Genomic DNA, 13,713 nt, shown 5'->3' with positions numbered 1-13,713 from the left:
CTGCGGCTCGAGCTACATCACACCCCACGCCCGAAACCTCCCCCTCCCGGTCATCTCCCTCAGGCCGAGCTCCAAAACGATCCGCCGCGCCGCCTGCGGCGTCACATCGAGTGTTTTCGCCACCATGCCGGCCGATACGAGCGGACGGGCCATGACCAGCGCGACCAGTTCCGGCAATTTTGAAGACGTGCGGCGCCCCGCCAATTTCCGATCCATCATCGTTTTCGCTAGCGCCAGACGGTCATGCTCCTTCAGTCCGATCTCGGCGACAGCCAAGAAGCCATGCGCAATCGCGAGCAGCCGGGTTTCGCGGTCGCGATGGCGGCGCCGATCGACAGGAATGGTTTTCAGGCCGAGATTGATGGCGGCAAGATGAGCGCCGGTGGTGATACCGGCCTGGCGCAGGATGGAGGCGCAAAACAGCCGGCCGAGCCAAGGTGCATGCTGCAACACCGACAACTCATTCCAGGCATTGAGGGCGACGATCGCCTGCAGCACTGCCGGCAAGTTTTCGGCCTGGCGCAACACGCCGCGCCATTCGTCGAGCCGGGCATCCTCGTCCCAGTCGAGATCATAGATCAGCGGATCGGCCGGAGCCCGGCCGGGCTTCCTGGCATGTTCGATCGCCGCTTCCGATCGCGCGAGCACCGCATCGATGGCAGCATAGTCGACGCCGGGCAGATTTTGGATGTCGTCGGCGTCCTCCCCCTCCGCTTCCCCTTCCGGATCGATCGCGACCGCCGGCTGAATGACGCCGGCCGTCGTCGCCTCGTCCCTGCCGCCCGACCCGATCTCGGAGGTTTTCCGCAGCGAGCGGATTCCGTCCGTCGATAGCGCCCAGCCCGGAAGTTGGGCGGCGATCCTCCGGCGGGTGCGAAGGACGTCGCGGGCGATTGTCAGCTCATGCGTGGGGGCGCGAATGTCTTTTGTGGCGTCATGGAGGACCAGGTCCTCGAGGTGAACGAGTTCGCCGTCGATCCACAGCGAGGCACAGGCGTCGGCGAAATGAGTGCGCTCAATCCAGCCCTCACCGACCGGCGAGCGGGCAATCCGTTCATCCAGACGGGTGAGCGCGGTGCCAGCGTCGAAAGCCGGCCGCATCAGGGCTATTATGCTGATTTTTGCAAGATCGTAAGCCATTGAATTCATGGTAAATGATTTGCTACAAGAACTCTATAACAATATTATGGTTCGCCACATGGTATGACTGTCGGTTGGTGTTATAACCATCGATAAGTATCAAGTATCGATAGTGAGATGGTCTAGGGCTTGACCAACTTATGAAAGCAGCCATATGATCGCGCAGAATGTCGAAAAGCGCTGCAAATCACCGTCTGCTCGACGAGAGACACAAACTCTGGAGAACATCCATCATGACCGTTACCGTCAAGGTCGCCGAAGCCAAAACCCATCTCTCGGAGCTGCTGGCGAAAGTCGAAGCCGGCGAAGAGGTGATCATCTCGCGCGGCAACACGCCTGTCGCCAGGCTTTCGCGCATCCGCCGCGACAACGACGTCGATGCGCTGATCGCCGAGATCAAGGCCCAGCGCGCTGGCCGGCAAGTCACCACACAGGACGAAATCCGCGAATGGCGTGATGAAGGAAGACGCGTACTGATGGCCTTCGTTCTCGATGCCTCCATCGCCGCCGCCTGGTTTCTTCCCGATGAGCAACACGACGCCGCCGATCGACTGATGTCGGAGATACGCGTCGACAGTGGGTCTCGTGCCGGCCTTGTTCTGGTTCGAGACGCGCAACCTGTTTCTGGTGGCCGAGCGACGTGGTCGGCTCAAGCAGGGCGAACCGCTGCTGCTGATGACACAGCTGCGAGGGCTGCCGCTGGAGGATGCGGGATCGGGAGGAGACGGCCTCGTCCTGGAACTGGCGAGCCGTTACACGCTGACCGCATACGATGCGAGTTATGTTGCGCTTGCCAGAACGCCAAGGTTTACCTTTGGCGACCGGCGACCGGAAAATGGCGACCGCCGCCCGCGGTGAAGGGATCATCATCGTTGGGCCACTCGAGCATGAGCACTGACCTGTCGCCTTCAGGAAACGCCGTTTCGAAGCGTGCCGAAGAACTCGATGCGCTCGACGCGATCCTTCCCTTCGATCGCCGCGATCAGCTGGCCGTACTGCTGACGGACGACGACGTTGCCACCTTAAAACATCTGGCGCAACAGGGCATGGGCGACAACACGCTCAGGGCGCTGGCTTCCGATCTCGGCTATCTCGAGGCCTGGTGCCGGCTTGCTACCGGCGCTCCCCTGCCCTGGCCGGCGCCGGAAAGCCTGCTGTTGAAATTCGTCGCGCATCACCTCTGGGATCCGGTCGAACGGGCCGAGGATCCGAACCACGGTATGCCGGCCGAGGTCGAGGCGGGATTGCGCGGCAAAGGATTTTTGCGGGTCGACGGGCCGCATGCGCCCGACACGGTGCGCCGGCGCCTGACCTCCTGGTCGATCCTGACGCGTTGGCGCGGTTTTGCTGGCGCGTTCTCGGCGCCATCGCTGAAGACCGCGTTGCGGCTGGCCGTGCGCGCTGCGCGCGGCAACGCCGCCGCAAGAGCAAAAAGGCAGTGACCGGCGATGTCCTGGCAAAACTGCTCGTCACGTCTGCCAGCAACCGGCTGGTCGATATTCGCGATCGGGCATTGCTGCTCCTTGCCTTCGCCTCCGGCGGCCGCCGGCGATCGGAAGTTGCCGGCCTGCGGATCGAGGATCTGGTCGACGAGGAGCCAGTGCATGCAGATCCGCGCAATGCCGTCTCCCCTCTCCTGCCGTGTCTGACCGTCAATCTCGGCCGTACCAAGACGACCACGGCCGATGATGACGAACACGTCGTGTTGATCGGCCGGCCGGTAATCGCCTTGAAGCACTGGCTAGCGGAGGCCAAGATCGACACCGGCCCGGTGTTTCGACGCATCGACCAGTGGGGCAATATGGGGTCGTTTGCGGGAGGGGGCGAAATCCTACGCTAAGGGTTTCCGCACCCTCTGAACCAACCCGCACCGGTCCGCTTAAGAGCGCACCTCGCTCAGTATTCCAGCATCTGAAGATCAGTCGGCTCCGGTTTTGCGCCCGCAGCGGTCAGCATCGCGTGGACCTGGCCCCGATGGTGTGTCTGGTGGTTGAAAAGCTGCATGGCACAGAGCGCTTTTGGCTTCTCGATTCGGGTGGAACCATCCCCAGGGTACCAGACAATCATCCCGCCCAAGTCGTCGTCGCACAATCTCGCAGCCCATTCTTCGATTTCTTTGTTCCTATGCAGACGGAGGGCCTTAAAGTCAGCCCAATTCGACGGACTTGTAAGAGAGTGCTTGATGGCTTCCTCTGGCCGCCCGTTCCCCTTCAGACGTTCCAATATCAGGGCATCAGCCCAATAGAGGTGGTTCAATGTCGCTGCGATCGACTGAAAGAATGCACCGCGATCCTTCCAGCGTTCCTCGTTTGTGAGCTCATCGGCGGCCGTTACCAACGAGGCATTTTGCCAAGTGTTATAACGGGACATAAGTCGGCAATATCCGGCTGAGATCATCTCATCCTCCAAAAAGTTATCAATGTTTGGCTTGAAACAGTGCCGGACGGGTTAGTCTTGTCCTACGCAAATCGCGTCTCAACGCTAAGGCGTCAGGCTGGTCGCCTGGGTATCGGACTGGCTGCACTGCTTTAGTAGATATAGGCTTTTCGCTGTTCCCTGACAATCATCCGAAGTGGGCATGGCGCGGTGCGTCTTCATCCAGCCCGTTTATGGGACCCGTGAAGTTCTACGCTAAACCAAGTACGCGCTTTCCATAATCTCTGAGTTCGCCCTTCGGGCCGACGTAGCGATAGAGGGTAACGCGCTCGATCCCCAATTCCTTGCACAGCTCGGAAACAGATGTGTCGCGCTGAGCCATTGATGCCTGGGCCAGACGCACCTGGGGGTCGGTTCCGGTAGGGGGCAAAATGACACGCTAACAGGTGAAGTCCGGATTCGGCCCGAAGCGGACTTCTTGAAACCGACGGTGGGACAACGGCATATCGAGACTGCGGATAATCAAAGCTGGCGAGCGTCGTATTGGAGGCGGTTACCTGCAATTACCCCTTGGTGGGCTGCAGCCCAATCGGCGAGATGCCTTGCGGTTTCAGACAGGGAATGTCCGAGCGGCGTCAGCATGTAGTCGACTTGCGGCGGAGTGGTGTGGCGAACGGTGCGCTCGACCATACCGTCCCGTTCCAGCGTCTTGAGCGTCCTCGTTAGCATTTGTTGCGAAATCCCGCCCACACGCCGCTTGATTCCGTTGAAGCGCTGTGAGCCAGAGCGCAGTGCGACAACCACTTGGATCGTCCATTTGTCGCCGACGCGGCTGAGGATTTCGCTCACAGCGCGGCAGTCGGCCCCTGCTGGCTTGGCAGTCATATCCATCTGACCTACTCCTAAAGATATGCTTTTGACGGCATGTTGTAGGTCCCATACATGGTTGTGGTCAACATTTTAGACTTGATAGCCGAGCTGCAAGGTTCGGATGGGTCAAACACGGAGACCAAGCATGAACCTTTTCTATTATCCCGCTGCCTGCAGCCTGGCCGATCACATAGCACTCATTGAGGCCGGGCTTCCCTACAAGCTCCTTAGCATCGACCGCGAAAGGAAGACCGAAGACGGTCGCGATTTTCTAGCGCTTAACCCAAAGGGTTATATCCCGGCCCTGGAGATGAACGATGGGACGATCCTCACGGAGAATCAGGTCATTCTCGCCTATATTGCGGAACAGAGCGGGAAGCTTCTGCCCGATGATAGCATTCTCAGGTGGCAGACATTTGAGGCGCTCGCCTTCATGTCCTCCGAAATCCATGGAGCCTATAGCCCATTTTTCAAGGACTTTCCAGAAGCGGAAAAGCTGCGCGCTCGTGACAAGATCAAGAAGGCCTTCGCCATTCTTTCCGATCAGATGGATGACAAGGTATTCCTGGTGAGTAATGAGATCACAATCGCTGACTGCTATCTCTTCTGGATTCTGATGGTCGCGCCAAAGAGCGGCGTTGATTTGCCGGAAAATTTACGGAACTGCTTAACTCGCATGAAGGCAATGCCTTCGGTCATCCGGGCGCTTGCAGAGGAGGGATTGGGCTGATCTGACCCGTTTGCAGCTAGTCTGGCTAAGCATTCCCGCGCCGAGCGTACCGTCATAGCAGTGCGCTCGGGAAGGCCTCGGACGAACGACCGCTTCTGGCGCATTCCTGCCAACCCCTTGCCGTCCCAAAAGAACTTTAGTCTGTTTTGGACAGCGACCAGCCCATACAGATCAAGGCTTCCCGAGCCTAAAATTCACAAGGGTTCAATTGGGACAACGGCCGGTGCGCTTATCGTGTCATTTCGCCCCCTACCGGAACCGACCCCAATAAGGTGCGCCGAACCGTTCGGCCTAGCGCCCCTCCCCAAGCACATCTCGCCAATATGTACCGAATACGACAGCGCGGCGCGCGATCCCTCGCAAAACAGCCAGTTTTGGGGCACTTCGGCCGTCAAAGGCCGCTGACGGGCGCTCCGTGGCCTAGATAGGTCGCTGCCTATCCCGGATCGGCAAACGCGCTGCAAGGCCTCCTATTTACGTCATAAAACACGCTTGCAAACCGGCCTTTTCTCACGCATTTCCTATCTGTACAAATGCCGCAGAAACCAGGTCGAAAAATCGATGGCGAAAGCGGTGAAGGTCACTCCCCCTCCCCTCGCCCAAAAACTGATCGGATACGCCCGCGTTTCGACGGAGGATCAGCTCAATGATGCTCAGGTCGACGAATTGCGTGCCGCCGGCTGCCACCGCATTCATCGGGAGCACGGATCTACGAGCAGGGAATATTAGTAGAAGTCCGACTGTTCCACAGGCCAAAGCCAAGGCCGGAAGCCCAATCTTCATAGCGGCTTTCCATCTTTGTCGATCATCTCGATCCGGTAAGAGCAACCATAGAATGTCTTGCCTGGATGCGTCGTGGCATTCGAGACATTGCGCCCGATGACCGTATGCATGCCAAACATCTCGCCGTCTTTCGGGAGCTCAGTGCGGTCGACAACTATTTTTTCGCCGAGGAATTTGCTGAACTTGGTGGCCTCCTTGATCTCCTCAGGCGTTGCCTTGCCCGAGGCGATCATAGCTTCGATCAGCGGTCCAGGATCCAATGCGTTCTCAATCTTCTGCTCCCTTGCGAACGCTGCCGTGTCAGCGAGATCGAGGATCGCGACAACGCCATTCGACGTAAAGCCAATACGGCGTGTGCTGTAATGCCTGGCTACCGTGATTGGGGCCGGCAAATCATATTCGTTCATCATAATATTTTCGGATTGCATCGGCACCCAGCCTCGTTTGTCCGCGATCTTCTCTTCGCCATTGAGGGCAAAAGCAAATCCATTGTAGGCGGGCGCATCGAGGCGGCACTCAATAGCATCGACAACATCGATGCTATTGAGATCGATGGGCTTATCAGAGGCTTGAAGCGGCGCAGCGCGCAGTACGGTAGCGACCAGCGCCGCAAATACTAATTTAGATTTCATAACCGGCATATAATTTGCCAAGAGTCGCAAAGCTATCCCCCTGAGATCGAAATGGCGTTTCGACGCCCGTAAGCACGATAAGCAATGGTTTTTGCTAAGATAGTCGAGACATCGCGCGATGCTTGTTCACACATAGCCCAAAGATTGGGCCTGAGAGCGGGCCTTTCCGCATTTATTGATTAGGCGACAAACGCTGATGTGCGCCGCCATTCCTCGTCAGTAGCCGGCGCTCACTTCCTCCGGTATGACGTAGGCACCTTTGCTGACATCGAACGCCAGCTTGAAGTTAGCTTGCAGGGGCTTGCCGCCACGGCGGCCCGATTCTGTCACCAATAGCGGATAGACGTCTGCCGCTGATGTGGTATCCGGCGCTATGGAGAAGTCGCGTTTCTCGCACGTCTGCTTATCGTCATAGCATGCATTGCTGTCTGAGTTGTCCAGGCTCACGTTGATCCGCGGCGCAGCAAGCGCTAGCTTTTCACCGAGTGGCAGATAGATCCGGCGCATAGTTTGGCTGTAGCCCTCTGTGGAATCGTTGTCCTCTATTGCAAAGCCAAACAAGTGAGGGCCGAGACGCTGAATACTGACCTCGCCGGACGTGCCGTTATGACCAGATTGAATATTCTCTTGACTGAGGATGGTTTCTAATTCCGTTCTACCGGATATTGGCTTGAGAATGTAGAGATCGATTGCGCCGGGTGTGCCTTCGGAATCCATTGCGGGCACACCATTTTGGACGCTTTCCTCCGTGTCGCCGCACATCGCCAGAAGATAGCGTGGACCACCGGTGGTTCTTACGCGCGTGAAAGCACAAGGCCGGTAAATCGCACCGCCGTCCACAGATTGCCATCCCTTACACGCCCATAGGCAGTGATCGAGAACGTAGTGACGGATGCCGACCACCGTCGGACGGGATTGGGACGCACCGTCTTACATACCGCACGCGATAGGGCGCGGGATTCCACCGAGGCGGAAAACTTACCTCGAGATTCCTCGTCCGTCGGAATGATCGGGCCTCTATGTCCGCTGATGGCACATTCAGGCCGACCAGGAAAATTCCGGTGATTCTGGAAAGTTGAATGCGCAATCGAAACAATGAAAAGAGTTCCGCGCGATTAGGTCGATCGACACTGTAAAGTCAGGGCAAATCACAACCCGCGAGCCGTCCATCCCAAGACCCAGAGCCCTCCCCTCCGCCCACCGATCTCGCGCTACGGCCGCCAACGGTTCCTGGTGACAAATTCGATGTGAAACCGATGCTGACGTTGAATAGTCTGCAATCAATGACTACAATGTCATCATTGATGAATGGAGCACTTGATGGCAAGCATGACAATTCGCAATATCGATGACGCGCTAAAGCAACGTCTGCGCGTGCGCGCTGCCACGCATGGTCGCTCGATGGAGGACGAAGCACGCGATATTCTCCGGGCCGCCCTGGCTGCAAGCGAAAGGCCGGCGCGTAATCTCGCCGAGACCATCCGCGCGCGCCTGACGCAAGTCGGTGGCATCGACCTCGATATCCCTGTCCGTGAGGCTATTCGCGACGCCCCGGATTTTGGCTAATGATCATTCTCGACACCAACGTCATTTCGGAACTGCTCATGCCGTCCCCAAGCTCGGTCGTCGTCGAATGGCTGGCGGCGCAGCACCCTCAGTCGGTGTTCACGACCGCAGTCACTGAGGCGGAAATCCTCTATGGGCTACGACTTCTGCCGGAGGGCCGCCGCCGCCGTGATCTGGAGGCGGCGATCTCGCCGATTTTTAGCGAGGATCTGTTTGGACGCGTGCTGCCGTTTGACCGTGACGCGGCGGATCTCTATGCCACCATCGCCACGGATCGTCGCAGCGCCGGCCGGCCCATCAGCCAGTTCGACGCGCAGATTGCTGCGATCGCCCTGTCACGCGGTGCCTCGGTGGCGACCCGCAATATCTCTGATTTCGAGGGAATTGGCCTAGTGATCGTCAATCCATGGAAGGACCAGTGAATAGATGGAAGTAGCGACGAAAGCTTCGCTTGTTGTGCCGCCTGACGCATTGTTGCGGGCCGAAGAGCTGGATGCGCTGGACGCCATCCTGCCGTTCGATCGTCGCGACCAGTTGGCGGCACTTTTGACCGATGACGATGTCGCCACGCTCAAACATCTGGCAAAGGAGGGCATGGGCGACAATACGCTGAGGGCGCTGGCTTCCGATCTCGGCTATCTCGAGGCCTGGTGCGGGCTTGCCATCGGCACTCCCTCCCTGGCCGGCGCCCGAGGCGCTGCTCCTGAAATTCGTCGCCCATCATCTCTGGGATCCGACCGAACGCGCGCTCGATCCAGCCCACGGCATGCCAGCCGAGGTCGAGGCGGGATTGCGGTCCGAAGGGTTTTTACGGGTCGATGGCCCGCATGCGCCCGACACGGTGCGTCGGCGGCTGACCTCCTGGTCGATCCTGACACGCTGGCGCGGCCTGACCGGCGCATTCAGGGCTCCGTCCCTGAAGACTGCATTGCGGCTGGCCGTTCGCGCCACGCCGCGGCAACGTCGCCGCAAGAGCAAAAAGGCAGTGACCGGCGACATCCTGGCGAAACTGCTGGCAACCTGCGCCGGTGATCGTCTGGTCGATCACCGCGATCGTGCCCTATTGCTCCTCGCCTTCGCCTCCGGCGGCCGCAGGCGATCGGAAGTGGCGAGTTTGCGCGTCGAGGATCTAATCGACGAGGATCCGGTACATGCCGATCCGGCCGACGCGAGCTCCCCTCCCCTGCCCTGCCTGACGATCAGCCTCGGCCGCACCAAGACGACGACGGCCGATGATGACGAACACGTCGTGTTGATCGGCCGGCCGGTAATCGCCTTGAAACATTGGCTAGCGGAGGCCAAAATCGACACCGGCCCGGTGTTTCGACGCATCGACCAGTGGGGCAATATCGATCGGCGGGCGCTGACGCCACAATCGGTCAACTTCATCCTCAAGGCACGCGTCAAGCAGGCCGGCCTAGACCCGGAGATGTTCTCGGCGCATGGCCTGCGGTCTGGCTATCTCACCGAGGCCGCCAATCGTGGCATCCCCCCTCCCCGAGGCCATGCAGCAGTCGCTGCACAAGTCGGTGACGCAGGCAGCCAGCTATTACAACAATGCCGAACGCAAAAATGGACGAGCTGCCAGGCTGGTGATCTAGCGATGCGCCTCGGCCAGTTGGTTCATGCGCGAAGACAGCCGACTCGCCCCCCGGTCGAACACATGGTTCCGGCTGGATCTGGAGGTCGCTCCATTTTTTTCGATGCCACCTGAAATTGTCAGCTTGATACCGGTTAAGGCAGTAGATAGCCTGATGATGTCAGGTCTAACTCTGGCATGCCAGAGGTCTGGCTATTTAGCAGCCCGAAGGGGGGAACCTTGAAACCTTTAGTCATTGCACCTGTATTATTGGCACTAATGTCTTTAAGCGCCTGTGAAACCACGTCTCCATCCAACTCGGCATCAAGGTCAACCTCTGATGCTTGCGGCGCCTCTCGATATCAAAAGTTGGTAGGAGGTCCATCTTCCGCGACAACGGGGCTAAAAATACCCGGAGATTCACGACACTACGGAAGCGAAGAACGGGTCGCTACCGATACCCCTACGCGCTTGAATTTCGTCCACAGCGACACTGCGGTCCAATCCGTGACTAATCCGAAATCTAAGGTGATACGCGTGTTTTGCGGATGAAAGCCCAGTAAAGCCAGATCAAAGTGGCATCTGCGAATAAGCAGGGTGAAATAACCCCTGTCACGCCCGCCAAAACAAACGTTTAGCGCACGTATCGGCGCCGCAACCCGGTGCCGCATCACATTCATACCCATCTAGGAATTTGCAATGCGCCCTTCACTGCCCTTGATCGCTGGGCTTGCTCTGATGACTGCTCTCTCCAGCTGTGTGACGACGCCGCACGTAGCCTCCCCTCCCCCAGCAGGTTGGAAGCGTTTCCATGCCTCTAAAGGTGGCTGTGCCATTGCTGTTCCGGATTGGATGAAAATAGTCGATGGTGCGGCAGGCGCCACTCAGACCCAGCCTGGCAACGCGAGCCGAATTACGGTTGTGTTCTTCTTGCCCGAACTCGGCGACTATCAGCGCACTACCAGGGTCATGTCGATGGTCGATCCAAGCATGAAAGTCATGAGCCAATCAGGGCGCGGGACCATCGGCGTAGTCAACACATCTGCGGGCAGCTTGTGGACGATCATTAGCAACACCAGGCCTGCTTGCAGCGTTAAGATTACCAGCTACGCGCCGCCTACCGGTGGAATTCCGGTCGTTATTTCGACAATGGCCGCGCAATTGGGGCCGGAATAGGCCCCTGCTACCCCAGACTCGATTGCACATCGCATCTACACTTCAGTGGGTGACGCGGCCGGGGTTGCGCAGCGGTTCGCATCGGCTCAGGTCGCCTGACGCAATGCCCTAACTCCCAACACTTGAAAGACCGATGAATCTGGCGAGCAGAGCACTCGTCTTCAGAATGACCGACCGACCCACGACGTAGCGGCGTGATCGTGTCAGCAAGCGCGACAACCAAAACGAAGGTCATTCGCTCTGCTCGCCCGGCTACGCCGCCATATAGGGTTTTGCCTACCCTACCCCTTTGGGCAGTCTTTCCCCTCGGCGATGGTGATTGTATCGTTGGGCTGTTCACTACCCGGTGAACTTCTCTACGCCAGGCGTCCACGCCCCCAACCTGAAGACGCCTGGCGGCCCTCTTAGATCGCAAGCCGACGGGGCTTCTGACGGAGCTCGAGTTTCGATAATTTATCCTTGCAATTGTGGAATTATACTCCATAAATGCAAGGATGATTGAGCGCCGAATTACCGCTGAACTGAACGAGCTAATCGACACGAGCCCTGCCGTTGCGCTGATTGGCCCGCGCCAAGTCGGCAAGACGACACTGGCGCTCAACATAGCGGACCATCGTCCGTCGATCTATCTTGATCTCGAATCTGATGCCGACCGAGCCAAACTCGCCGAGCCGGAGCTGTATCTCAGTCAGCATAGCGACAAGTTGGTGATTTTGGACGAGGTTCATCGCCTGCCCAATCTTTTCCAGAATCTGCGTGGTCTTATCGATCGTCGCCGGCGAGATGGGAGGAAAGCCGGGCATTTCCTACTCCTCGGCTCGGCATCCATTGACCTGCTGAAACAGTCGGGTGAAACGCTGGCAGGCCGCATCGCCTATCTGGAAATGGGTCCCATCGATGGCTTGGAAGTGCCGGCCCACGATTTGAACACCCTATGGCTGCGGGGTGGATTCCCCGATAGTTTCCTCGCTACAAATGATCGTGTAAGCCAACGGTGGCGGCAAGACTTTATCCGGACCTATCTGGAACGGGACATTCCCCTGCTTGGGCCCCGCATTCCAGCAGAAACGCTACGGCGCTTCTGGACCATGCTTGCGCATCATCAGTCAGGACTTTTGAACGCAGCGGAATTTGCCCGCGCGCTGGGCGTCGACGGTAAGACGGTCGCCTCCTATCTCGATCTCCTGGTTGATCTGCTGCTTGTGCGGCGCCTTGAGCCTTGGCATGCGAACGTTGGCAAACGCCTGGTCAAATCACCACGGGTCTACGTTCGTGACAGCGGCATCACTCACACCCTGCTCGGACTGACCACCCAGGAGGACCTGCTCGGTCACCCGGTGGCTGGCGCAAGCTGGGAAGGGTTCGTGATCGAGACGTTGATAGCCGCAGCACCGGCCGGAACCCAGAGCAATTTCTATCGAACGTCGGCGGGCGCGGAGATCGACCTCCTTCTCACCCCGCCAGGCGGTCGTCCTTGGGCTATCGAAATCAAGCGCAGCCTGACACCGAAACTCGAGAAAGGCTTCTATCTTGCCTGCGAGGATATCGATCCGGCGCGGCGCATTGTCGTCTATCCCGGACAAGAGGTTTTCCCGCTGAAGAACGGTATCGAAGCGATGCCCCTCGCCTCGCTAGGAAAAAGCCTTCTTGATCTCGGTTAGAAGAAATGGCTTTTGTAGAGAGCCATGACATCAGTAATTACGACGTCTGCGCCACACGTTTACGCATCGAAATAGATGCGTGGCGCTCTCTGAGATCCCCGAACCTGCTTATGCCTTGAAGCGATCGAAAGCGGTCAGATGCTGGATGGGCGGGTCGGCCTCCTCCCACCGGTAGATCTCCGAGCGTAGATAATGCAGTTCGTCGCGCAGCGCGTCCTCGTCGATTTCGATCCACCAGGACTTCGGCCGGCCATCGCTGCCATCGGACCAGCGATATCCCCTGCCCTTCAGATGATCCTTCATTTCGAACGGACTATGCTCGGCAAAAATACGCACCCGTGACTGCCCGCTGGTGCGGACCAACTCCGCGAATGGCGTCTCCTCCTCTCCTACGTTGCGATCAAGAACCTCAAGCAGCGCGAAACAGTCATCGACGGTGCGGTGGCCGTCATGAAAATAGCCGGCCTGCCCAATCAGATATCCGAGCTTGGTGCCCTCAAAACCGCGGGCATTCCAGTCAACTTCAGAAACCGAACATGCCCAGGCCTTGGCAGCAAAGACATTTGAAAACGCTTCACAGAACGGCCGATCGAAGCCGGCGTTGTGCGCTATCACCAGATCCGCCGGCGCAACCATCCTGCGGACCTGTTGCATGTCGATCATCTGCCCCTCAACCATCTCATCGGTGATGCCGGTAAGCTTGGTGATTTCGGGTGGGATTGGCGTGCCTGGTTGTTGCAATCCACCATAGACGCCGATGACATCGCCGATATGGCCAAAATCATCGAATGTGAAGGCAATCAGGCCGATCTCTATAATCTCATCACTGCGATGATTGAGGCCGGTCGTCTCCGTGTCAAGGATCACGCCAACCCGCTGGAACTCCGGACGCCTGTTGACCGCGATCTTCCTTGGTACAAGCTTGCGAAGAATGCGGTACTGACCGCCATCCTCGAGTCTGCGCACCATCTCTTCGTCCGTAAGAGAGGCAGGTACTGGCAATGGCCGGCGCTTCGATCGGGCCGGCGCATCACGCCGTTGCGGCCGAACGTCGACCACTGGCTTCGCAAACATGTCGAGTTGAGAGTCCATGTCAGCTTTCGATGCTTGATGATCAGGCTGTAGAATAGAAAACAGTCAAACACCGGGCAACACTCAATGCAGCTTTTGCACTGTTGCAGGTAACACGGAGAAGGAAAT

At 58.2% G+C, this 13,713-nt stretch carries 11 protein-coding genes and 6 pseudogenes; 10 read left to right on the top strand and 7 right to left on the bottom strand.

Going from position 1 to position 13,713, the window contains the following annotated elements:
* Positions 1-12: 12 nt before the first annotated feature.
* Positions 13-1,149, bottom strand: a complete 1,137-nt coding sequence (locus HB780_RS02775) for an RHE_PE00001 family protein (RefSeq protein WP_183686837.1) — start codon at positions 1,147-1,149, stop codon at positions 13-15.
* A 158-nt stretch (positions 1,150-1,307) separates the two neighbouring features.
* Here HB780_RS02775 and HB780_RS33315 point away from each other — a divergent pair.
* From HB780_RS33315 to HB780_RS02760, 3 pseudogenes are all read left to right on the top strand, one after another.
* Positions 1,308-1,442, top strand: a pseudogene (locus HB780_RS33315) (hypothetical protein); the annotation flags it as partial.
* A 174-nt stretch (positions 1,443-1,616) separates the two neighbouring features.
* A pseudogene (locus HB780_RS33450) lies at positions 1,617-2,038 on the top strand (type II toxin-antitoxin system VapC family toxin).
* A pseudogene (locus HB780_RS02760) lies at positions 2,028-2,944 on the top strand (integrase); the annotation flags it as partial. The pseudogenes HB780_RS33450 and HB780_RS02760, both read left to right, overlap by 11 nt.
* 92 nt (positions 2,945-3,036) lie before the next feature.
* On the opposite strand, the gene HB780_RS02755 reads toward HB780_RS02760, so the two are convergent.
* The 3 genes and pseudogenes from HB780_RS02755 to HB780_RS02745 form a co-directional block, all read right to left on the bottom strand.
* Positions 3,037-3,537, bottom strand: a complete 501-nt coding sequence (locus tag HB780_RS02755) for a DinB family protein (RefSeq protein WP_183686835.1) — start codon at positions 3,535-3,537, stop codon at positions 3,037-3,039.
* Between the two features lie 229 nt (positions 3,538-3,766).
* A pseudogene (locus HB780_RS02750) lies at positions 3,767-3,931 on the bottom strand (recombinase family protein); the annotation flags it as partial.
* A 107-nt stretch (positions 3,932-4,038) separates the two neighbouring features.
* Entirely contained in the window at positions 4,039-4,407 is a 369-nt protein-coding gene (locus tag HB780_RS02745; RefSeq protein WP_183686833.1) for a winged helix-turn-helix transcriptional regulator, read from the bottom strand.
* 124 nt (positions 4,408-4,531) lie between these two features.
* Between HB780_RS02745 and HB780_RS02740 the strand changes: the two genes are divergently transcribed.
* Together HB780_RS02740 and HB780_RS02735 are read left to right on the top strand one after the other, a co-directional pair.
* Positions 4,532-5,116 (top strand): glutathione S-transferase N-terminal domain-containing protein, encoded by a 585-nt coding sequence (locus tag HB780_RS02740; RefSeq protein WP_183686831.1) that lies wholly within the window; start codon positions 4,532-4,534, stop codon positions 5,114-5,116.
* Between the two features lie 561 nt (positions 5,117-5,677).
* Positions 5,678-5,827: pseudogene (locus tag HB780_RS02735) on the top strand (recombinase family protein); the annotation flags it as partial.
* 68 nt (positions 5,828-5,895) lie between these two features.
* Here the strand turns inward: HB780_RS02735 and HB780_RS02730 are convergent.
* Entirely contained in the window at positions 5,896-6,540 is a 645-nt protein-coding gene (locus HB780_RS02730) for a hypothetical protein (RefSeq protein WP_183686829.1), read from the bottom strand.
* Positions 6,541-6,747: 207 nt separating this feature from the next.
* Complete coding sequence (locus HB780_RS02725; protein WP_183686827.1) at positions 6,748-7,371, bottom strand: topoisomerase IV; 624 nt, start codon at positions 7,369-7,371, stop codon at positions 6,748-6,750.
* Between the two features lie 480 nt (positions 7,372-7,851).
* On the opposite strand from HB780_RS02725, the gene HB780_RS02720 reads away from it, so the two are divergent.
* From HB780_RS02720 to HB780_RS02700, 5 genes and pseudogenes are all read left to right on the top strand, one after another.
* Positions 7,852-8,097, top strand: coding sequence for a FitA-like ribbon-helix-helix domain-containing protein (locus HB780_RS02720; RefSeq protein ID WP_183686825.1), 246 nt, complete (start codon positions 7,852-7,854; stop codon positions 8,095-8,097).
* On the top strand, positions 8,097-8,519 hold the full coding sequence (locus HB780_RS02715) for a type II toxin-antitoxin system VapC family toxin (RefSeq protein WP_183686823.1): 423 nt from the start codon (positions 8,097-8,099) through the stop codon (positions 8,517-8,519). Before HB780_RS02720 ends, HB780_RS02715 begins: the two co-directional genes overlap by 1 nt.
* Positions 8,520-8,523: 4 nt before the next feature.
* Positions 8,524-9,698, top strand: a pseudogene (locus tag HB780_RS02710) (site-specific integrase).
* Positions 9,699-10,375: 677 nt separating this feature from the next.
* Positions 10,376-10,852 (top strand): hypothetical protein, encoded by a 477-nt coding sequence (locus HB780_RS02705; protein WP_183686821.1) that lies wholly within the window; start codon positions 10,376-10,378, stop codon positions 10,850-10,852.
* A 494-nt stretch (positions 10,853-11,346) separates the two neighbouring features.
* Positions 11,347-12,513 carry an ATP-binding protein gene (locus tag HB780_RS02700; protein ID WP_183686819.1) on the top strand — a complete coding sequence of 389 codons (1,167 nt, stop codon included), beginning with the start codon at positions 11,347-11,349 and terminating at the stop codon, positions 12,511-12,513.
* A gap of 108 nt (positions 12,514-12,621) precedes the next feature.
* Here HB780_RS02700 and HB780_RS02695 read toward each other — a convergent pair whose 3' ends face one another.
* A complete protein-coding gene (locus HB780_RS02695; RefSeq protein ID WP_183686817.1) occupies positions 12,622-13,605 on the bottom strand; it encodes a 3'-5' exonuclease in 984 nt (327 codons plus the stop codon).
* Between the last annotated feature and the right edge of the window lie 108 nt (positions 13,606-13,713).

Source organism: Rhizobium lusitanum (assembly GCF_014189535.1).
In the GTDB taxonomy this organism is placed as follows: domain Bacteria; phylum Pseudomonadota; class Alphaproteobacteria; order Rhizobiales; family Rhizobiaceae; genus Rhizobium; species Rhizobium lusitanum_C.
The sequence above is the reverse complement of the archived record's forward strand: the minus strand, read 5'-3'. Positions and strand labels throughout refer to the sequence as shown.

Coding starts and splice junctions, on each gene's coding strand:
- HB780_RS02775 (WP_183686837.1), bottom strand. CDS start 1,149: ATGAATTCAATGGCTTACGATCTTGCAAAAATCAGCATAATAGCCCTG.
- HB780_RS02755 (WP_183686835.1), bottom strand. CDS start 3,537: ATGATCTCAGCCGGATATTGCCGACTTATGTCCCGTTATAACACTTGG.
- HB780_RS02745 (WP_183686833.1), bottom strand. CDS start 4,407: ATGGATATGACTGCCAAGCCAGCAGGGGCCGACTGCCGCGCTGTGAGC.
- HB780_RS02740 (WP_183686831.1), top strand. CDS start 4,532: ATGAACCTTTTCTATTATCCCGCTGCCTGCAGCCTGGCCGATCACATA.
- HB780_RS02730 (WP_183686829.1), bottom strand. CDS start 6,540: ATGCCGGTTATGAAATCTAAATTAGTATTTGCGGCGCTGGTCGCTACC.
- HB780_RS02720 (WP_183686825.1), top strand. CDS start 7,852: ATGGCAAGCATGACAATTCGCAATATCGATGACGCGCTAAAGCAACGT.
- HB780_RS02715 (WP_183686823.1), top strand. CDS start 8,097: ATGATCATTCTCGACACCAACGTCATTTCGGAACTGCTCATGCCGTCC.
- HB780_RS02705 (WP_183686821.1), top strand. CDS start 10,376: ATGCGCCCTTCACTGCCCTTGATCGCTGGGCTTGCTCTGATGACTGCT.
- HB780_RS02700 (WP_183686819.1), top strand. CDS start 11,347: ATGATTGAGCGCCGAATTACCGCTGAACTGAACGAGCTAATCGACACG.
- HB780_RS02695 (WP_183686817.1), bottom strand. CDS start 13,605: ATGGACTCTCAACTCGACATGTTTGCGAAGCCAGTGGTCGACGTTCGG.